The 20,280-nt window shown below is 42.0% G+C and carries 23 protein-coding genes and 2 pseudogenes; 10 read left to right on the top strand and 15 right to left on the bottom strand.

Annotation, left to right across the window (positions count from 1 at the left end):
- Positions 1-64 precede the first annotated feature (64 nt).
- Positions 65-1,036, bottom strand: coding sequence for a phosphate acetyltransferase (pta, locus tag KP78_RS05425; protein ID WP_041086918.1), 972 nt, complete (start codon positions 1,034-1,036; stop codon positions 65-67).
- A 264-nt stretch (positions 1,037-1,300) separates the two neighbouring features.
- On the opposite strand from pta, the gene hemQ reads away from it, so the two are divergent.
- The 3 genes from hemQ (at position 1,301) to gerQ (ending at position 3,189) form a co-directional block, all read left to right on the top strand.
- Positions 1,301-2,050: a hydrogen peroxide-dependent heme synthase gene (hemQ, locus tag KP78_RS05420; protein ID WP_041086917.1), complete on the top strand. Its 750-nt coding sequence runs from the start codon at positions 1,301-1,303 to the stop codon at positions 2,048-2,050.
- 187 nt (positions 2,051-2,237) lie between these two features.
- Positions 2,238-2,660, top strand: a complete 423-nt coding sequence (locus KP78_RS05415) for a cell wall hydrolase (RefSeq protein WP_041086916.1) — start codon at positions 2,238-2,240, stop codon at positions 2,658-2,660.
- 100 nt (positions 2,661-2,760) lie between these two features.
- Complete coding sequence (gene gerQ, locus KP78_RS05410) at positions 2,761-3,189, top strand: spore coat protein GerQ (RefSeq protein ID WP_041087564.1); 429 nt, start codon at positions 2,761-2,763, stop codon at positions 3,187-3,189.
- 77 nt (positions 3,190-3,266) lie between these two features.
- Here gerQ and KP78_RS05405 read toward each other — a convergent pair whose 3' ends face one another.
- The 6 genes from KP78_RS05405 to KP78_RS05380 form a co-directional block, all read right to left on the bottom strand.
- On the bottom strand, positions 3,267-3,833 hold the full coding sequence (locus KP78_RS05405; protein WP_041086915.1) for a GNAT family N-acetyltransferase: 567 nt from the start codon (positions 3,831-3,833) through the stop codon (positions 3,267-3,269).
- A 116-nt stretch (positions 3,834-3,949) separates the two neighbouring features.
- On the bottom strand, positions 3,950-4,321 hold the full coding sequence (locus tag KP78_RS05400; protein WP_041086914.1) for a DUF423 domain-containing protein: 372 nt from the start codon (positions 4,319-4,321) through the stop codon (positions 3,950-3,952).
- A 39-nt stretch (positions 4,322-4,360) separates the two neighbouring features.
- Positions 4,361-4,639 carry a YwdI family protein gene (locus KP78_RS05395; RefSeq protein ID WP_041086913.1) on the bottom strand — a complete coding sequence of 93 codons (279 nt, stop codon included), beginning with the start codon at positions 4,637-4,639 and terminating at the stop codon, positions 4,361-4,363.
- Positions 4,640-4,641: 2 nt separating this feature from the next.
- Entirely contained in the window at positions 4,642-4,851 is a 210-nt protein-coding gene (locus tag KP78_RS05390) for a hypothetical protein (RefSeq protein WP_041086912.1), read from the bottom strand.
- A gap of 170 nt (positions 4,852-5,021) precedes the next feature.
- Positions 5,022-5,693, bottom strand: coding sequence for a uracil-DNA glycosylase (locus KP78_RS05385; RefSeq protein ID WP_084219737.1), 672 nt, complete (start codon positions 5,691-5,693; stop codon positions 5,022-5,024).
- A gap of 27 nt (positions 5,694-5,720) precedes the next feature.
- Positions 5,721-6,368: a DUF4230 domain-containing protein gene (locus KP78_RS05380; protein WP_084219735.1), complete on the bottom strand. Its 648-nt coding sequence runs from the start codon at positions 6,366-6,368 to the stop codon at positions 5,721-5,723.
- A gap of 309 nt (positions 6,369-6,677) precedes the next feature.
- Between KP78_RS05380 and pdxK the strand changes: the two genes are divergently transcribed.
- The 6 genes and pseudogenes from pdxK to bshB2 all read left to right on the top strand — a co-directional run bounded on the left by pdxK (position 6,678) and on the right by bshB2 (position 9,919).
- Entirely contained in the window at positions 6,678-7,514 is an 837-nt protein-coding gene (gene pdxK, locus KP78_RS05375; protein WP_041086911.1) for a pyridoxine/pyridoxal/pyridoxamine kinase, read from the top strand.
- 469 nt (positions 7,515-7,983) lie between these two features.
- On the top strand, positions 7,984-8,259 hold the full coding sequence (locus KP78_RS05370; protein ID WP_041086910.1) for a hypothetical protein: 276 nt from the start codon (positions 7,984-7,986) through the stop codon (positions 8,257-8,259).
- A 74-nt stretch (positions 8,260-8,333) separates the two neighbouring features.
- Positions 8,334-8,489: a transposase gene (locus tag KP78_RS19705; protein ID WP_131272594.1), complete on the top strand. Its 156-nt coding sequence runs from the start codon at positions 8,334-8,336 to the stop codon at positions 8,487-8,489.
- A pseudogene (locus tag KP78_RS05365) lies at positions 8,464-8,699 on the top strand (transposase); the annotation flags it as partial. The gene KP78_RS19705 and the pseudogene KP78_RS05365, both read left to right, overlap by 26 nt.
- Positions 8,700-8,848: 149 nt before the next feature.
- Positions 8,849-9,196, top strand: coding sequence for a YojF family protein (locus KP78_RS05360; RefSeq protein ID WP_041086909.1), 348 nt, complete (start codon positions 8,849-8,851; stop codon positions 9,194-9,196).
- 39 nt (positions 9,197-9,235) lie between these two features.
- Positions 9,236-9,919 carry a bacillithiol biosynthesis deacetylase BshB2 gene (bshB2, locus tag KP78_RS05355; protein WP_041086908.1) on the top strand — a complete coding sequence of 228 codons (684 nt, stop codon included), beginning with the start codon at positions 9,236-9,238 and terminating at the stop codon, positions 9,917-9,919.
- Positions 9,920-9,964: 45 nt separating this feature from the next.
- Here bshB2 and KP78_RS05350 read toward each other — a convergent pair whose 3' ends face one another.
- The 5 genes from KP78_RS05350 to sda form a co-directional block, all read right to left on the bottom strand.
- Complete coding sequence (locus KP78_RS05350) at positions 9,965-11,407, bottom strand: glycoside hydrolase family 32 protein (protein WP_041087558.1); 1,443 nt, start codon at positions 11,405-11,407, stop codon at positions 9,965-9,967.
- 5 nt (positions 11,408-11,412) lie between these two features.
- Positions 11,413-12,369 carry an aminoimidazole riboside kinase gene (locus KP78_RS05345; protein WP_084219733.1) on the bottom strand — a complete coding sequence of 319 codons (957 nt, stop codon included), beginning with the start codon at positions 12,367-12,369 and terminating at the stop codon, positions 11,413-11,415.
- Positions 12,370-12,521: 152 nt separating this feature from the next.
- A complete protein-coding gene (locus KP78_RS05340) occupies positions 12,522-13,568 on the bottom strand; it encodes a PQQ-dependent sugar dehydrogenase (protein WP_041086906.1) in 1,047 nt (348 codons plus the stop codon).
- A 137-nt stretch (positions 13,569-13,705) separates the two neighbouring features.
- Positions 13,706-14,575 (bottom strand): Cof-type HAD-IIB family hydrolase, encoded by an 870-nt coding sequence (locus KP78_RS05335; protein ID WP_041087556.1) that lies wholly within the window; start codon positions 14,573-14,575, stop codon positions 13,706-13,708.
- Positions 14,576-14,724: 149 nt separating this feature from the next.
- On the bottom strand, positions 14,725-14,865 hold the full coding sequence (gene sda, locus KP78_RS18990; RefSeq protein ID WP_235420842.1) for a sporulation histidine kinase inhibitor Sda: 141 nt from the start codon (positions 14,863-14,865) through the stop codon (positions 14,725-14,727).
- A gap of 442 nt (positions 14,866-15,307) precedes the next feature.
- Here sda and KP78_RS05330 point away from each other — a divergent pair, with 442 nt between their 5' ends.
- Entirely contained in the window at positions 15,308-16,660 is a 1,353-nt protein-coding gene (locus KP78_RS05330; RefSeq protein ID WP_041086905.1) for a YjiH family protein, read from the top strand.
- A gap of 75 nt (positions 16,661-16,735) precedes the next feature.
- Here KP78_RS05330 and KP78_RS05325 read toward each other — a convergent pair whose 3' ends face one another.
- The 3 genes and pseudogenes from KP78_RS05325 to KP78_RS05315 form a co-directional block, all read right to left on the bottom strand.
- Positions 16,736-18,028, bottom strand: a complete 1,293-nt coding sequence (locus KP78_RS05325) for an ATP-binding protein (protein ID WP_157841448.1) — start codon at positions 18,026-18,028, stop codon at positions 16,736-16,738.
- A gap of 185 nt (positions 18,029-18,213) precedes the next feature.
- On the bottom strand, positions 18,214-19,176 hold the full coding sequence (locus KP78_RS05320; protein ID WP_041086904.1) for an L-threonine 3-dehydrogenase: 963 nt from the start codon (positions 19,174-19,176) through the stop codon (positions 18,214-18,216).
- Between the two features lie 604 nt (positions 19,177-19,780).
- A pseudogene (locus KP78_RS05315) lies at positions 19,781-20,233 on the bottom strand (2-thiouracil desulfurase family protein).
- Positions 20,234-20,280 lie beyond the last annotated feature (47 nt).

The following is a 20,280-nucleotide window of genomic DNA, read 5'->3' as shown; positions in this document are numbered from 1 at the left end:
CAAAAGCACACAAAAAACCTTGCCGAATCAGGATTCGGCAAGGTTTTTTGTTCTTTGGGTCATTTTAAAGTGCTTGTCCTGCAGTAATTAATGCAAGCTTGTACACGTCTTCTTCGTTGCATCCGCGGGAAAGATCGTTCACCGGTGCATTCAATCCTTGAAGAATTGGTCCAACAGCTTCAAAATTTCCTAACCGTTGGGCAATTTTGTACCCAATATTTCCAGCCTCAAGACTAGGGAATACAAATACGTTGGCATCCCCTTTAATATCAGATCCAGGTGCTTTGCTTGCAGCAACTGATGGAACAAATGCTGCATCAAATTGGAATTCTCCATCGAGCGTAAGATCTGGAGCCTGTTCTTTTGCAATTTTCACCGCTTCTGCTACCTTTTCTGTTTCAGGTGATTTAGCAGAGCCTTTTGTTGAAAAGCTTAGCATGGCAACGCGTGGTTCGATATCAAACATTTCAGCGGTTTTCGCGCTTTCAAGGGCGATTTCAGCTAAATCCTGGCTATCTGGAGAAATATTGATTGCACAATCTGCAAATACATATTTCTCATTCTCACGTACCATAATGAAAACACCTGAAGTCTTTTTAATACCAGGCTTTGTTTTAATAATTTGAAGAGCAGGGCGGACCGTGTCAGCTGTAGAATGAGCCGCTCCGCTTACAAGACCGTGCGCTTTTTTTGTATAAACAAGCATGGTGCCGAAGTAGTTTTCATCCAATAGAATTTTACGTGCATCCTCTTCAGTTGCTTTGCCTTTACGACGCTCCACAAAGGATGCTACCAGCTCGTCCATTTGCTCATACGACGCAGGGTCCAAAACCTCACAGCCATTCAATGATACATTTAATTCTGCTGCCTTCTCTTCTACTTTATCTTTATTTCCAATTAATACTGGTATTAAAATTTCATCTTTCGCCAAACGGCTTGCCGCGCTTAAAACACGCTCGTCCAGCCCCTCAGGCAATACAATTCGTACGTCTTTCCCTTTTATTTTTTCAGTCAATGTAGTAAATAAATCGCTCATCATTGCGACCTCCTTAAACCGTCTATATTATTAGCATACCCCAACAGCATTAGATTTCAAGAAAAACCCATTATGTCAGCGGTTACACTTTTAATGTCTGTTTTTTCTCATAATTTTAAATGGTTTTTTGGTAAAAATACTTATGACTGCCTCCTGTTGAAACGGATGTACAATTCATGAACAATGTGTATGATTTGTCTCTGTTTAGGCTTATTATGATATGATAACGATAGAAAATACATATAATTCAAGGAGTGACTTTGAATGAGTGAAGCAGCAACAACTCTCGATGGCTGGTATGGCCTTCATGATTTTAGAAAAATGGATTGGGCATCCTGGAAACGTCTTTCAAGCGATGATCGTGCAGCTGCCATCAGTGAATTTCAAGGATTTTTAAAGAAATTGCATGATGTGCAGAACACAGAGCAGGGAAGCCATTCTTTCTACTCTATTGTCGGTCAAAAAGCGGACTTTATGCTCTTTATTTTACGTCCAACTATGGAAGAGCTTAACGAGCTTGAAAATGAATTTAACAAATTAACGATTGCTGATTTTACAATACCAGCCTATTCTTACGTTTCGGTTGTTGAGTTGGGAAGCTACGGGTCTAAGGACTCGGATGAAGATCCATACGAAAACCCCTACGTCCGTGCTCGTTTATATCCTCAGCTGCCTAAAACGAAGCATGTTTGCTTCTACCCAATGGATAAGCGCCGTGATGGCGACGACAACTGGTATATGCTGCCAATGGAAACACGCAAAAAGCTAATGTACGACCACGGGATGATTGGCCGCAGTTATGCAGGGAAAATTAAACAAATCATTTCTGGTTCCGTCGGCCTAGACGACTGGGAATGGGGCGTAACGCTATACGCAGACGACGTCCTTCAATTTAAAAAAATCGTCTATGAAATGCGTTTTGACGAAGTGAGCGCCCGCTACGGCGAATTTGGTGCTTTCTATGTCGGCAACCTGCTAGAAGACGAAGATCTGCCTCGTTTTCTTAGCGTTTGACCGCAACAAAACAAACTTAAACTTACAACTCCATAACGAACAAAAACCGCGTCCAAAAACCGTTATGGCGCGGTTTTTTGTGCTTTTGTTCGCTAAAGGGGTCAGATCCCTTTAGCGAACAAAAGCACAGTCATGTGTTGATCAGTCCTCGCATATAGTGGAAAGCGATGGGAAAGGAGTGAGGGGGTTGGCTGTTGTTGCCCACAATGAGAAGCATGTAGAGCTTTTGGCAAGGTTAATGAGGGCAGAGGCCGAGGGGGATGGTCAACTTGGAATGTTGATGGTTGGAAATGTCGGGGTGAATCGGGTTCTTGCGGATTGTCTCGATTTTATGGAAATTAACGATCTTGAGGATATGGTATTCCAGCGTCCAGGCGGATTTGAAGCTACAATGAAAGGCTATTTTTATCAGCGGGTTCGCGAGAAGGATAAGCAGCTTGCACGGAGAGTCATCAGAGGGGAACGTTTCCATCCTGCCGAGAATTCACTCTGGTTTTTCATGCCTGAAGGGGACTGTCCTCCTCAGTGGTATGGCCAGTGGAACACAGGCAGATTCAAGTCGCATTGTTTTTTTGCTCCATTGCCGGAAGTATGCCCTCGGGTTTTTTAATCTGTTAAGTTGTTCGGTTGCTTTGTTCACCATCTACTAAAGGAGGGTTTCATTTATGACTAATCCAAGTCAGCCCCAAAATCCGAAGCCGCAAACACCTATGCAGCCATCCGGGACTCAACCGTATCCATACTATCAGCCTTCTCAGCCCGCTGTTTATCCAGGGTTTACGTATCCGCAGACTACACAGCATTACCAATACATCCCAATGCCACAAAGTATTCCTAGCGCCAGTCAACCAATTCCCGGAATGCTTCCAACAGAGGAATCCTACATTGAAAATATCCTTAGACTGAACCGAGGAAAGCAAGCAACTGTCTATATGACATTTGAAAACAACCGTGAATGGAATGCAAAGATTTTTAAAGGAATTGTAGAAGCAGCGGGACGTGATCATCTTGTTTTAAGCGATCCTAAAACTGGTACACGATATATTTTACCGATGATCTACTTTGATTACGCAACCTTTGAGGGGGAAATTCAATATTCGTATCCCCTAGGCTCGATGGCACATTATTCGCCGCGTTAGATTAATGACCGACTCCTCTCTCGCCTGTCAGCCTCACTTCATTTACAAAAGGCTGACAGGTGAGAATGAGTGGTTTTTTATTCGTTGAAAAATTCATCCCTTAAAATAGCGTACATCTTCATATTGCGATGGACTCCTTTAACATACATTTCATTTCGAAGCGTCCCTTCATAGGTCATCCCTATTTTTTGCATGACACGCTCTGAAGCTTTATTTTCCTCAAAGCATCTGGCCTGAATTCGTTCCAGCTCCATTTGTTCAAATCCAAATTTCAAAAGAGCTGCTGCTGCCTCCGGGACAATTCCTGCTCCCCAATAAACCGAGGACAAGACATACCCGATTTCTGCCTTTTTGTGTGCCGGCGACCAGTTCACAAAATCGGCCGTTCCAACCATTTTACCGATTTCTTTTAGCTCGATGGCCCAAGGAGCCAGTTTTTTCTGTTCATAAAGCGGAAAGACATAGTCCAAAAATACGCGTACATCCTCTTTTGAACGATATGTATTCCATGTCACATAGCGAGTCACTTCCTCTACTGAACCATATGTATAGATATCATCCACATCGGATAATTTTATCGGACGAATCAGTGTTCGCTCTGTTTCGATCGTTGTAAATGAACCATAGATATCTTCAATCTTCATCACCACTTCTCCTTTCTCTTTCTCCTAGTCCTTGTTCTGTACATTCAATGCTATTGCTTCATATTCCTCCATATAAAAAACCTGTCTTTTCAAAATCTGAAAAGACAGGTTTATGTTTAAAGCACACGAATCGCTGCAATAATGACACAGATCCAAGCAGCCAAAAATGCCACGCCGCCAATCGGAGTAATTGCTCCGAGAATGCTGACACCAGTTAAGCTCAAAATGTACAGGCTTCCAGAGAAAAAAATGATTCCCACGAGCATGAGCCACCCTGCCCAATTTAATAATCCTGTTGCCGGCAGGTTAGCCATCAGGATCCCAATGACTAAAATACCCGTTGCATGAAACATCTGATATTGCACCGCTGTATTCCATGTGTCAAGATATTTTGGTTCTACTCGTCCTTCTAGCGCATGAGCTCCGAACGCACCAAGCGCTACAGATAAAAATGCATTAATCGCTCCGATGATGATAAATAATTTCATTCAAACTACTTCCCTTCTGCAGTCAATTACATGTCTTCGTTAAAAATCAAACAAGGAATCGCCGTTGGCCCCATCTTCTTGTTGAAGAGGCTTCTCGGACGGAACACTTAATGTCTGCTGCATCGGCTGGTGAGTAACCTGAGCCGGCGGTTGATAGCTGGCTGATACGCTCGCAGACGGTGTCGATTGATCCAGTGCAAGGTCACATAATGTACGTATTGAATGCAGGCGCTCTCTCATTTGTGCAGGATGAGACTGCTTCGCTTGCTGCACTTCCTGTTCGATTTTCGCCAGTAATTGTTCAAAAGAAATACTCATGATTAAACTCTCCTTCCATCACGACTAGCTGGTTGTACTGGACGTTTTTTCTGTTCAAAAGCAAAGCACGGATGTCCGGACGCCCGAAACACTTCTAGTGATGGCAGCTGCTTCGTTTTAAATTGGTGAACTTTGCAGCCTTTCGGAAATTGCGGGTCCCATGTTACAAAATAATGACGGCATTCATGACAGTTGATGCGCTGGTTTTGCATCCTCCCTGCCTCCTTACATAAAAACAGATGAATTGTGTTCATTGTACCATATGGCACTCATGCCGCAAAAAATCCGGCAGTTATTTTAACACTCGTATCTTTGACAACGGCGCAAAGTCTTTGCAGCTTCTTTTCATATTTTCACCCAATCACCTGCTAAAACTACAACCTTATAGAGACCAATCCACAGGCTCGATCTCTTTAGAAACCAGGAATTCATTTGTTTTTGAAAAGGGCTTGCTCCCAAAAAAGCCTCGGCGCGCGGAAAGCGGACTTGGATGAGGTGCTGTCAAAACAAGATGGTTATTTTCATTAATAAGGGATTGCTTCAATTGTGCAGGCTTTCCCCATAATATAAACACCATCGGCTTTTCACGCTCGCCTAACAGTCTGATGATTTCATTCGTTAATGTTTCCCAGCCTTTTTGGCGATGGGAATTGGCTTCACCTTTTCTAACGGTTAACACTGTATTAAGAAGGAGAACCCCCTGCTCTGTCCAGTTTTTTAAATACCCGTTTTCAGGCGTTTCAATTCCAATATCCGCTTTCAGCTCTTTGAAAATATTTTTTAAGGAAGGCGGCGGCTGTATACCTGGCTGGACAGAAAAGCTTAACCCGTGGGCCTGACCCGGTCCATGATATGGATCTTGCCCGAGGATTACTGCCTTCACTTCGCTAAATGACGTGCTTTGCAAAGCATTATAAATGTCGTGCATCGGCGGATAAACCATTTGGGATGAATATTCTTCCTTCAAAAATGAACGGAGCTCTTGATAATAAGGCTTGTTAAACTCATCCTCTAGCAATTCCTGCCAGTCGTTCTGCAAGATCATATTAGACATACGGTACCTCCTTGTCTTACTTCAAATCTATTGGTCTTTGAAATGAATGGTTGTATCATAGCCGGCATAGTCAAAGAATTCCTTCAATACACGTTCGGCATTGCTTTCCGCCTGGCTTAAAAGTCCTTGTTCAATGGCTTCTTCTTGGATGATTTCCTGCGCTTGTGCCACAATTTCAAAGCCCTCTTCCCAGTTGACATTGCTTCTGAATACACCTTCTACTGAAAAGGCCTGAACATTCTCCATATCTACTGCCGGCTTTTGAAGTAAAACAGCATGAGGCACTGTAATTTGAATCGTACGTGCCTCTTCATCGATCACAATATCCTCTTCCGTAATTCCTTCAAGATCCACTCCGGCAAGTACCGTTCCAGGAACAATAAGAAGTAAATGCCGCTGTGTACCCGGAAGATCTATAGAGATGTCCTGCCCAAATAATTGATTATCTGATTGTTCAACAACCGCTTTTACAAATGCCTGTGATGTTGCAAGTGCACTCATATCCCTTACCTGTTCAACAAATGCATCTGAATCCTCTTCAAACGTGCTGCCAGAAAACCGATTTACCATAAAAATTGAGACTGCTGCCAGCAAAATTACTAACGCCAGTGCCAGGAAAACATATTTTAACCGCCATACCCAAAAAAGGGTTTTACCCGTTTTTATCACTCTCATTGATTTGGGTATAACGTCATTTTATTTAGTTTGAAAGCTTTGCTTGTCCGCTTTTTTATTTCGTTATGCTTCGTCATCCCTTCCCCTCTTTCCATGACAATGATTTCTTTTATTATACGGAAAAGGTCGAATATTGGAAACCGGTACTTCTTAATGCGCCGTTAGTAAATTCTCTTTATTTGTCGGCACGCGACACGTTCTTCATTGCACAATGATTCAGTTTCTGGAAATGACATGGTATGCTAGAGACAAATCCAATGATGTCCAGGATGGACGTTAATGGAGATCTACTACAGGAGGGAATACACAATGAATTTGAAAAAAACATTAACAATAGCTGGTTCAGATACAAGCGGGGGAGCTGGAATCCAAGCCGATTTAAAAACCTTTCAGGAGCATGGAACATACGGTATGACAGCATTGACAACCGTTGTTACAATGGATCCCAATGGCTGGCACCACAATGTTCACCCGCTGCCGATTGACACATTGAAGGCACAGCTTGATACAGCACTTTCCACCGGAGTGGAAGCGATTAAAACAGGCATGCTCGGCTCCGTTGAAATTATCGAAACGGCTGCTGCTGCAATTGATCAAGCTCAAACGAATAAAGTCGTGATTGACCCGGTTATGGTGTGTAAAGGGGAAGATGAAGTGCTGCACCCTGAAACAGTCGGTGCGATGCAAGAACACTTGCTTCCACGTGCATTGGTCGTCACACCAAACCTGTTTGAAGCTGGCCAGTTAGCTGGAAATGGACCGCTAAAAACCATTGAAGACATGAAAGCGGCTGCCAAAAAAATTATAGACTTTGGTGCGAAATCAGTCGTCATTAAAGGCGGCAAGCAGTTGGCCCATGAAAAAGCAGTTGACCTATTTTATGATGGTAAAGAATTCGTTTTACTTGAAGCAGAAAAATCTGCCACTACTTATAACCACGGTGCCGGCTGCACGTTTGCTGCTGCTATTACAGCCAATCTGGCAAATGGCCTGGAAGTAAAAGAAGCAGTTTCCAACGCGAAAAAATTCGTTACTTCAGCCATCGAGCACGGCTGGAAGCTTAATGAATACGTTGGTCCTGTTATGCACGGTGCTTATAACCGCTACGAGGCAGCAGAAGTGAAGGAAGAAACAATAAAAGCATAATCCGTCATCGGGAGGCAGCGGATATCTTCGCCGCCTCTTTTTACACCGCTTATCAGGAGCGGTGTTTTTTAATGGAAAAAAGGTCTCTGGATGCACTCAACCTTTTATGCATATAGAGAATGTACTAAAATCCAGATCCATTCCTTCTCATTTGGCTATGTTAAAGTTCATTGTTGATTTTTGCACGATGTTGATAGGAACCTTCTGCTTAGAGAATCGAGTTAAAGGGAGACCCCACAGGCCCAAAGCGCCGAGGAGCGTCGGACCGCGGAAAGCGAACGCCTATGTGCTGCAATCAACAGGCAAGGTTAACAAAGTCTCTCAGTTAAATCACCCCGCTCCGAACTGAAATAACGACTTAAATATATCTGCAAACAACGCATGTTCACCCCAAACAATCCTGTTCCATGTTTAATGATCAATAAAAAAGGAATACATACACTAAAATCAATAAAAATGAGGTGGAAGCATGTTCAATTTTATTATCGCGATCGCTGTAGGAATCGGACTATTCATAGGCTTTTGGCTGATAACGGAATCAATTGGCATTGCGCTCGGCGCAGGAGTTGTTGGATTAATCATTGCCATTATTGCTGTGTCCTTCTATACCGGCCAGCGCCAGCAGCAAATTAAACAAAACAAGGAAGCGCCTCTCAACAAGGATCGCACTCCTGAAAGCGTCAATAATGAGGGCTATAACCCAGAAAAAAGAAAAAAAGAACGCATTGAAGACCCTACTAATTAATAAAAACCGCTATCCAATTATGAACTGCACCCCAATTGTTAGACAAAGCTAACAATTAGAGGTGTAGTTTTTTTATGACAAAATATTCGATAGAAACCAAGCTAGCTGCCATTTATACATATCTTGATGGTGTAGAATCCTTCAAAGACACAGCACAAAAATACAACTCTGTTAAAAGGTTGGGTAGCTGGGTACCGAGAAAATGGAATCATTCAAAGCATGTCCCGTAAAGGGAATTGCTTGGATAAAACGCAGTCATGGAGAATTTCTTTGGCTTATTAAAGTCTGAATTACTTTATTTAAAAGAATTTGAGAGTATAGAGCAGTTTAAAGTAGAATTGGCGAACTACATTTATTACTATAATCACAAACGGATTAAGCCAAAATTAAAAGGCATGAGCCCGGCTCCATACCGTACTCATGCCCAGGCAGCTGCTTAAAATCCGGGGCTGGCTTTATGGGTTCAGATCATTACTGGGTAGCTGTTTTCACTTTTGCAGGTCAAGCGTTCCTTTCGCAATTTTTTCACGCTTCTAGTAATATAAAGAAGGAACGACAAATGGAACGAATGATGACAAGGAGGAGCAGTATGCAGCCTGTCAATTTAGAAAAGGTGCAAACGTTAATAAACCGCTTCGCGGGAAAAGATGTCTATATACATTTAGAAACAACCAATGGAGCGTACGCTGCTCACGTGGATGAAAAGTTCTTTAATGCCGGCGCTTTTATTCGCAATGCCAAAGTGCGTTATGAGCTTGGAAAAATTATTGGAGAAGCTCCTTCACGCGTTGGTCTAAAGCTTGAAATGGGATGGATTTACGCACAGGGCATTACGCATTACGAATTTGATTCGAAAGAACGGCTGCTAATGGCTGGACATGATTATCAAGGAAAGCTTGCTGTCTCTCTTCAGATTAGCGAGACTCCTTTTGAATAATCTGCGTCCCTTATATTCATCTGAAAGGAGCACTATTGAATGATTGCTAAAGAAAAACATGTACTCGTCATTTTCCCTCACCCTGATGATGAAGCTTTTGGGGTATCAGGGACGATTGCTTCTCACATTCAAGCGAACACGCCTGTGACATACGCGTGCCTGACACTTGGCCAAATGGGCCGTAATCTTGGAAACCCTCCATTTGCAACAAGAGAATCCTTGCCGCTTATCCGTAAACAGGAGCTTCTTAATGCGGCTCAAGCAATGGGTTTAACTGATTTGCGTATGATGGGGCTGCACGATAAGACCATCGAATTTGAAAATGATGAAAAAATGGTTAAAATGATGCGCGATCTAATCGATGAAGTTCAGCCTTCATTGGTTATTACTTTTTATCCGGATTATTCTGTTCATCCTGATCACGAAGCAACAGCCAGAGCTGTAGTGCGAGCGGTGGGCCGTACACCTGAGGACGTACGACCAAAGCTTCACTGTGTAGCCTTTGCCAACAATACACTTGGAGCGCTTGGAGCGCCTGACATTCTGCATGATGTATCAGCGGTTAAAGAACAGAAATTAGACGCCATGCGTGCACATATTTCCCAAACGGCTTGGATGCTTGAAGATCTTGAAAAGCGCTTAGGTGAAAATGAGCCTGAAGCGGTTAAGTGGGTTACGACTGAACGCTTTTACACCTATCGATGGGATCAAGGTTATAAATAAAAATAAACGCCGGGCTGACAACAACAGCCCGGCGTTTTTATGCTTTTACAAATCCCACTTCTTCAAATTCCCTTTCAACGTACCGTCCGCCAGGATAAAGATCGTTTCGTTCTCAGGGTCAGGGAAGATTCGCGCACTGAATACCTCTTCTCCACCATTGATAAAAATTTCGATCGATGAATGATCCAAATAGACAGTTAAGGATAAAAGCGAGGACAGTTTACATTGCCTTTTTTCCCAATTCCCATCCACATAGCTTTTTCTCGCTAACGTAAACAGTTTTTTTGCAGGCTCATAAATAATACGTGCATGGTCGCGCACACCAATTTCCACTAGCTGTGCATTCGCTAAATCAATGTCTGTAAGCTCCAGCTCCATTGTTTTACCGTTTAATCCAGGCCAAACGATTTTTTCATTGGAAAGAGCAACCTCTGCATCGACTGCCTGGTTTTTTCGCAGTTCTTTCAGTTCTTCGGCCGGTGCCTGAAAGAGCTTGCCGTTTACTAGCGTAAGCTCTCTCGGGAGCGTCAGATTATGAATCCACTTGTGCTTAATCGTAGGATGCTCCTGTTCATTCTGATCCGGAACACTCATCCACCCGATTAACAGACGTCTTCCTTTATCATCGCTTGTCGTTTGCGGTGCGTAAAAATCAAATCCGCGATCAAGCTCGGTAAAATTGCCATGTTCAAATGCGGCTTTTTGGCAATCCAGTTTACCAATAAAATAACCTGCTTGATACACATTTTGATAGTGTAATCCATCGGCTTCCAGTCCCTGAGGAGAAACAATAAGAAGATCTTGTTCATTAAGCGTAAATAGATCCGGACATTCCCACATATAGCCGAATTCACCCAGCGATCCAATTCCGCTCCCCGCAATGGCGCCAAGATGAGACCATTCCAATCCATCTTTGGAATGAAACAGAGCTACCATTCCTTTTTCATCTGTGCTTTGAGCACCGACTACCATGTACCAATCGCTTCCCTCTTTCCACACCTTAGGATCTCTAAAGTGAGCAGTATAGCCATCAGGAAGCTCCAGCACAACACCTTTTTTATGAAAAACACTCCCGTCATATGAGGTGGCTAAGCATTGATAGCTTTGTCGCTCGCCTTGTTCATCCTTTACATTGCCAGTATAGTAAAGACGCAGCTCTCCTTCATGATCAATCGCGCTGCCGGAATAACAGCCATTTTTCTCAAACCACTCAGAAGGAGTCAGCCCAATTTCTTCATGCTTCCAATTCACTAGATCCGTGGAGGTGTAATGTCCCCAAAATTTAGCGCCATGATCCGTATCAAAAGGCATCCATTGATAGAACACATGATAGATTCCTTGCCACTGAATCACACCATTTGGATCATTTAATAAACCTACAGGCGGCATTAGGTGATATAAAAGGCGATAAGGATCTGCCTCTACCAGTTTTTGATGCTGCTGAATTTCAGCATAAGCCAAATTCCGCAATTCTTGATCTTTTGTCACTGCTTTCACCCCTCGAATTTCTCCAAATAACGCTTCACCTCATCAATTGTTGGCAGTGCGGTCATTGCCCCTTTCGTTGAGGCTGCAAGTGCACCAGACACACTTGCAAAGCGAGCCATTTCTTTTGCTCCTTCAAGTGACAAATCTGCAATGTTTCCATCGTATTCATTCAGCGCGTATAGAACGCCCGATACATACGCATCGCCAGCACCTGTGGTATCCACTGCCTCAACCTTCATCGCCTGTACATGGGCATGTCCTTCTTTTGTAAAAATATAGCTTCCTTCACTGCCGAGTGTAACAAGAATGACAGGAATCTCATATTGCTGAAGCACCTCTACCCCTTTTTGAATATCACTTAGGCCTGTTAAGAATTCCAGTTCCTCCTCGGATATCTTTAGAACATCCGCTTGATCAAGCATCAAAACAATCGTTTCCCTTGCCTGCTCTGGACTTTCCCAAAGTCCAAGTCGAAGATTCGGATCATACGAAACAATCAACCCATTTTTATGAGCGAGTTCAACCGCTTTAATGGTCGCACTCTTTGAGGGCTCGCTAATCATAGAGATAGATCCAAAATGCAGGACCTTGGATTTATCGAATAAGGAAGCATCTAATTCGTCTGGTGTTAAAAAACGGTCTGCACTTGGATTAATGTAAAAATCAAAGCTTCGTTCCCCGTCCTTGCCAAGTGTAACGAACACAACCCCTGTACGAACATCATCTGTTAATTGTAAGGAGGCTGTGTGAACTCCATATTGATCAAGCGTTTCTTTTAAGAAACGACCAAGCACGTCGTTTCCAACCTTACCTACAAAATGAGATTCTGCCCCGAGACGTGCTGCTCCTACAGCCACATTGGCTGGAGCTCCACCTGGACTTTTGTGATAGCTGCTGTTTGTCTCGTCCATTGGAATAAAGTCAATTAATGCTTCTCCTAAACTAATAATGCCTGATTTCATCATGCTCCTCCTTTATTTATTTTTATCTTGTTTTTTCTGTATATTCACTGAATGACTATTTTAAGGAATCGATTCCATATTAGTTTATCACAAATGTACTTATTTTTTTATTCACACTTAAAATGAAATATTGCTATTTTAAGACAAAATATTTACGGCAGCCGCACACGAACGAGCTGATCATCGACACTTGATGGGTTTCCTCTGCCATCACGATTATTAGTAGCAAAATATAACTCCCCATTCCTTACTTTCACATCGCGGATTCTTCCGTAAACCTCTATTAAGCTCGCAATTTCTCCTGTCTCAAGATTGACAGATTTAACACTCTCTCCTCGAAGCGTGGCAAAGATTAATTCTTGATTGTACACGGCTGCTCCTGATGGCGCCCAAGTAGAAGCTCCTGAGTGCACGAATGGTGATTCCAGGCCCTCTCGCTGTTCATCTCCTTCGATCAGCGGCCATCCATAATTTGCTCCTGCTCGAATTCGGTTTATTTCATCTTTGGCTGATGCCCCGTGCTCAGTAGCAATTAGTTCTCCAGCCTCTGTCCAAGCCAGCCCCTGCGGATTTCGATGTCCTGTGCTATATACCGGAGAACCTTCGAAAGGGTTGTCCTCAGGGATCGTTCCATCCAAATTAAAGCGCAGGATTTTTCCGCTTAACGAATCCATATCCTGGGCTAATTCAGGAACAGCCGCATCTCCTATTGTCACAAAAAGCTTTTGATCTGGGCTGATGGCCAGCCTTCCTCCATGATGGACATTTCCTGTTTCGATATGATCCAATATGATATTGCGCTCAAACCACTTTCCTTCCAATTGCTCCAAGCTTACAACACGATTGTAATCGACTCCTCCTTCTATATACGTGTAATAGGCGAATGCTTGCCTATTACTTGAAAAATCAGGATGCAGCACGAAACCAAGCAGTCCCGCTTCAGCTGCTCTTGATAATTCCTTTTCAAACTGAATATCCTGCCTTGTTGTAATATCCCCGTCAACCATGACAATAGAGCCATTTCGTTCGCTTAAAAAAATGACGTCACCAAAGAAATCAATCGACCAGGGGATATCCAGGTTTTTAGCTACGACTTCCGCCTGAATCTGACTGTCAGCTTCTTGGAATACAGGCCCTGCAACGCTTTCTTGTTCATTTTGAGGCTGACATGCAGCCAGCAAAAGAACAGCAGCCAACATCAGCCAAGGTATTATCAGCGGTGCTTGGAATTTTTTTTATTTGTCAATATGATTGTCCCCTTTTTAGAACAAGCCTACATTTTATGAATAAAAAAAACCCGCTACAAACAGCATCCTGTTGCCATAGCGGGCAGTGGTTAAGAAGATGGCACCATAATCAGCTGCTGGATCGCTTTCGCTACTCCATCTTCACGATTCGTTGTTGTGACATGGGTACAGCGATTTTTGATATCCTCTGGTGCATTGCCCATCGCGACTGAGTATCCAGCCTTCTCCATCATAGAAAGGTCATTGTAATTGTCTCCAATGGCCATTACCTCATTGAGCGAAATGCCTTCATTCTGACAAAGCCATTCAAGTGCAAGACCTTTTTGTGCATATACGCTAGTAATTTCAAGGTTTTCTTTACCAGAAGAGCTAATAGCAAGTCCTTCAATGGTTTGAAGAAGCTCACTCGCTTTTTCAAGTGAAGCTGGATTCGAAGAGAATGCGAGAAACTTATAAACCGTCTGTGATTCATCGTTAAAAAGATTATTGTAATTCTCTACAACCGTGATATGTCCTTTATCATAACGTTCATTCGCTCCTGCTTCTACATGTGGAAGCGGGGTATCGGGATTAGAAGTAAGGAAAATATCAATTAATAATGCCATTCCCTGTGCACGGTCATTCGTAAATGTTCCTTTATTTGTATAGATCTCAAAATAGATATCTAATGCTTCCAACTGCCGTGCCGCTTGTCGAGCAATTTGTTTATCAATGCCGCGCACTAATAATTGTTGACCATTTTCATCTCTTACTTCCGCACCGTTTACACCGATCACTGGACAGGTAAGGCCAGCTTCCTTCAGCGGTATCGATGCTTCCAGGTAGGATCGTCCAGTTGCTACGACTACTTTCACACCCAGTTGCTGCGCTGCTTTAATTGCGCGGATGTTCTCTTCCCCTACCACATGGTCTCCATTTAAAAGTGTCCCATCCATATCCGTTGCCATTAATCGTATCATGTATGTCACCTTTCCTCTTTGAGTTACGGACATTGTAACATATCCTACAATATGGAAACCCTTTCAAAAGCTTATTTTAACATTCTTCATATAAACATTACATGAACCCATAAAAACAAAAGCATCGCAGACTCAGACTGCAATGCCATTTATACTTTAGAGTGCACCAGCCCTCTTATAATCAATTCTTGTTCTAACAGGCTAATAAAATCCTGTGACATCTGAATTTTAACTGCTGCTGAAAAAGCCTCCATCAGCTTTTCATCAGAGAGCTCATGCATTGAGTTCATTTCCCTCACGTTTTCTACACCTCTTTAGAATATCTTTATCTTTTTAGTAGTTACCCATCTGAATGAAATATATTCATTTTTTATTAAGTTTTTGTTCTTCAAATATCTCTATATTTAGACAATTTCATCTATATTGTATGAATGCGATTGAAATCAAATCATTTTTTATTAATTTACATTTAGGGTTGAATTTTAAAGAAAAAGTGCATTAAAATAGGAGAGTTCTAATTTTTATACATTATTGGTGGAGTCGAATATTTCCATCTTTAAAAAGAAGGCTTTGTTAAAGGTGTCTGTTGATTTCCACTGAAGGCGCTCGCTTTCCGCGGTCTCACCTGTCCTGCTTCTGCCCGCAGGAGTCTCGCGTATTCGCTCCAATCAACGCTGTGTAAAAATCAACAATGGACGTTAACATAGCTAAAAAGAAAAAAGGAGAGTATTTATGAAGCATGTAAATGCGATTGATTATATACGGTTTATTGTTCCGTCCCTTATTGGTATTTTTCTTTTTATGACGCCTGTCCCCTCTGAGGATGGGTTGACTATACCGATTGCTGTTCTATCTGGCTGGCTTCAATCCTTAATGGGCGGGGTGATCCCAGCCATTATGACAATCATCATTGTCTTCACCGCAATTATGACAATGATCACCCAAATAATAAAACCAAGATATATACGAAATAGTGACTTTTGGCAAAGGTTATTTTACGTTCATTGGTTTTGGTTAATTGTCCGTATTGCCGCGGCCATTTTTGCTGTAATGGCATTGTATCAAATGGGTCCTGAGGCAATCTGGTCCGATTCTACTGGTGGACTTTTGCTAAACGAGGATGGTCTGTTAACCATTTTATTCTCCGTTTTTATATTTGCAGGGATGTTCTTGCCGCTATTATTGAATTTCGGTTTATTGGAATGGTTTGGAACTTTAATGACGAATATTATGCGGCCGCTATTTCGTTTGCCTGGGCGTTCTTCCATTGATGCACTTGCTTCATGGTTAGGGGACGGTACAATTGGCGTTTTATTAACGAGCAAGCAATATGAGGATGGGTACTATACAAAGCGAGACGCTGCTGTGATCGGTACCACGTTTTCTGTTGTATCCATCACATTCAGCATTATCGTGCTCAATCAAGTTAAGCTTGGCAGTTATTTCGTGCCATTTTACTTAACGGTGACCTTTGCAGGCTTCATAGCAGCGCTGATCATGCCGCGCATTCCACCGCTTTCTCTTAAGAAAACAACCTATATTTCCGATGCAGAAGAAGACGATAGCCTTGAAAAAATCCCTGGAAATATGTCAAGAATTCAGTATGGAACGGAGATGGCTCTTGCAGCTGCTAAGCGCAACAATAGTCCAAAGAGATTTGTCATCGATGGCGGGAAAAACATTCTCGATATGCTGATGGGTGTTGCACCTGTTGTAATGGGATTTGGAACCATCGCATTGATTCTTGCTGAATATACAAGCCTTTTTGTTTATTTAGGAGCTCCATTCGTACCCATCCTAGAGCTGCTTCAGCTTCCTGAAGCAAATGATGCTGCTCAGACGATGGTCATTGGTTTTGCTGATATGTTTCTTCCCGTTATTATCGGTGCAAGCATTGAATCTGAGCTGACACGCTTTGTCATCGCAGCCGTTTCTGTCACTCAGCTTATTTACATGTCTGAGGTAGGCGGATTATTGCTTGGGTCACGTATCCCTGTGACGTTTTTTGATCTCTTAATCATCTTTCTTTTGCGTACATTGATCACATTACCGATCATCGCGGGAATTGCACATCTGATTTTCTAATCCATTGTTCAATGGGCGATACGCGGTTTAATTGACTACAACTGATCCTGTCCATAAAAACAAGCATCCAGCCATTCATAAAATGGGGAATGCTTGTTTTTTTTCATCGAATCCCTCTGATTCATCCTTATGCACGGGAAGCTTGACAATAACGGTTGTCCCTTTATCCTGCTCACTTTGAATATCAAAATGACCATGATGCTCACTAATGATCTTTTGACTAATGGTTAACCCCAATCCCATCCCTTTTTCCTTCAATGTAAAAAATGGTTCGCTAATCTGCGGTAACCGTTCCAGGGGAATTCCAACACCATTATCACTCACCTTAATTTCAAGCATTTCATCTTTATATTGTGTGGATATCGATATTTTTCCGCCGTTCGGCATGGCTTCAATCGAATTTTTCACAAGATTAATAAAGACTTGAATGAGCTGATTTCGATCCCCAAAAACACAGTAATTGTGAGCAGCTAAAGCGATTACTTCAATATTAATTCCATTCCCAGCCTGGAGCTTCATCACATTCACCACGTAGTCCATTGCTTCCTGGAAATAGAAACATTCCTCCACTCGTTTATGCGGTTTGGACAAGATCAGAAACTCCTCGACGATCAGGTGTATTCGATCAATCTCTGAAGACATGATCTCTACCTTTTCTGCTGATATATACGAATCCTCTCTCATTAGCTGCACGAATCCTTTTAAACTCGTTAAAGGGTTTCTAATTTCATGCGCAATACCAGCAGCCAGTTCACCCGCAACTGACAGTTTTTCTTGCTTGACCAATCGTTCCTCTGCTGCTTTTTGTTGAGAAATGTCACGACCGATTGTAATAAGCGCTTTTCTGCTTCCATCCTCATGAAAAATAGGAACCTTGATTACATCAAATGTTTTTAACTCTCCTGACCGCAAATGAAAAGCTTCTTCGCTTCTTGTTGTTTCGGCTTTTTTCCACGTCTTTTCATCCGACACCACGCAATAATCCAATGCTTCTTTAAAGAACGTACTCATCTCACCGAGCTCACTATCAGACTTTCCAATATATGATATATTTTCCAGTTCATACAATGACCGGCCAAAATCATTCGTTCGAATCCATCTGCCTTCTCCATCTTTGAAGCAGACAAAATCCGGCATCGATTGAATAAGAGCCGTCATTTTAAATTCTTCTTCTTCCATTTCTTTAAGTAATCGCCTAACAGCCCTATATTTCTTTAACATCATGATTCCAGCAATCAGCAGGATTAGAATTACGCCCGTTTCCAGCCACACTAACCACCATTCCGTAATTACGCCCGTTATTCCCACTCCAATAAGTGTGAGCTCTAAAAGACACAAGAAAAAAAACAGCATAATAACTACTCGCATTTGGTAAATTGCATAGGATTGTATCAATTTTATCACTCACCTCTTTTATGGTTTAAAGGTCTGTAAGCCTAGTTTTCATTTTTATACTTCTTGTCTCTATCATAACATGTCGAATTTTGTAGTAAAAGAAAGATTTCTTCCGATGTAAAATGGTGGCTGACCTGTTTAGATCAGCCTCCGGACGTTTAGATTAGAATCTTTGTTTGAAGTTTCGCTTTCAGCTTTTCCAGCATGTCTTTTGTCATGGATGATAAATCATAGGCTGCGCTAAAGCCCCATTCTTCAATGGCTGCTGAAGGATCAATTGAGTCCGGCCAGCTATTAGCAATGGCTTGACGAGTCGGATCAACAGCATAGTTCATTACAAATTCAGGAATATGCTTTCTTATTTCTGCTGCAACCTGCTCAGGCTCGAAGCTCATCGCCGTTACATTAAAGGCGTTGCGGTGTTTTAATCGAGCCGGCTCTGCTTCCATTAAATCGACAATCGCTTGAAGGGCATCCGGCATATACATCATATCCATATACGTTCCTTTATCAATAAATGATGTATAGGTTTTATTTTTAATTGCTTCATAGTAGATTTCTACCGCGTAATCAGTTGTACCCCCGCCCGGTGGCGTAACATTGGAAACCAGACCCGGAAAACGAACCCCTCTTGTATCTATCCCAAAACGTGTGAAATAGTAGTCACATAGAAGCTCGCCTGCCACTTTATTAACACCGTACATCGTCGTTGGACGCTGAAGGGTATCCTGCGGTGTTAATTTTTTTGGCGTATCCGGACCAAACGAACCGATTGAACTGGGTGTAAAAAACTGAGCTCCATGCTCTCTAGCAACCTCAAGCGCATTCACGAGGCCACCCATATTCAAGTTCCATGCAAGCTGTGGTGACGCCTCTGCTTTTGCTGAAAGCAAGGCTGCCATATGCATGATCGTATCGACATTATACTTTTTCGCTGTATCATACATTTGCTGGGCATCCGTTACATTCAAAAGCTCAAATGGGCCCTCGTCAACCACTTCTTTGTCAGCCGTTCGTATATCTGACGCTATAACATTATCAGCACCATATTCCTTACGAAGCTTTGTGATTAATTCTGAACCAATTTGACCCAGCGCTCCCGTAACTAATATTCGCTTCATATCATCATTCCTCCTCTAGTTTATCGCGATTGAAACACAAGAGCCTTTACCATCTTAAAAGAACAAGTGTCCTCTCAGTAAAAACACTCATGTTTAACAAATCCTTTATATACATATAATTTATCATAAATTGATCAAAATGTTTATACTGAGAGGACATTTATCGCTTGAAATTTTTCTTTACTTAACGAGAAATAATGAGCTCCAGCCTCCTGTTCAATTTGATAACGTTTTCCTCCATTTCTCTCTATATACTATGAAAACTGCCATCAATTCTTTAATGCTGCAGAACGCTTGTTAAAGAAAATTAACCACCTTAATTAAATTAGCTGTAGTTTACCAAAAAAAATACACCACTCTCCTTTTTGAGCGGTGTAAAAAATCAGTTTCTCACTGGCTAACAAATGATTAATTTCTTCTTTCTCCATCAATTCTTTAAATAACATTACCAATATGTAGACTTATAAATTCGGTAAACTAATAAAAAATTGCATTATGTTTAATAGTAGCTGTTTTTCATCAGACACTACTTATTTGATTTCAAAACTTACTGAAATCCTCACCTTCCAATTCTTTTCATCTGCTTCATAATGGTAAGCCAAATTTAAAGCTCTAGCAGCTCAATTTCTGATCGTACAGTAAAGCCTTCTTTTCTAAGCAACGCTGTTGCAACACCTTCCCCAGAATTGGTCTCGTTTTGAAAGGTACCATTGTATATCTCCATTGATCCTCAAGAAGGACTATTTTCTTTTAAAACAACATCCGTTACATGGTGTTCTTTAGCTAGTTCAAGTGTTTGATAGGCCCCTTTGATATAAAGATCTTTAACATCCCGTCCTCCATATTCAACAACTCTTGCTTTACCAATGAGCACATCTTTTCCTGAGCCGCCAATAATCTCAGCTGGCGGCCTTGGCGTAGAAAACCCTCCTAACAATTCGGGACATACTATCATTGCTTTCTTTTTATTAACTAGCTCCTGAATCCTGTGATCAAGACGATCTGTTCCGTTATAGCGACATTTCAAGCCTGCAAGACAAGAACTGACGAGAATCATTCGGTAGGACCTCATTTCTATTCACTTTTTTAAATTGTTCACCTACT

The sequence above is a fragment of the Jeotgalibacillus soli genome (genome assembly GCF_000829435.1).
GTDB classification, from domain to species: domain Bacteria; phylum Bacillota; class Bacilli; order Bacillales; family Jeotgalibacillaceae; genus Jeotgalibacillus; species Jeotgalibacillus soli.
Note: the sequence above shows the minus strand (reverse complement) of the source record. Positions and strands in the feature narration are given on the sequence as shown.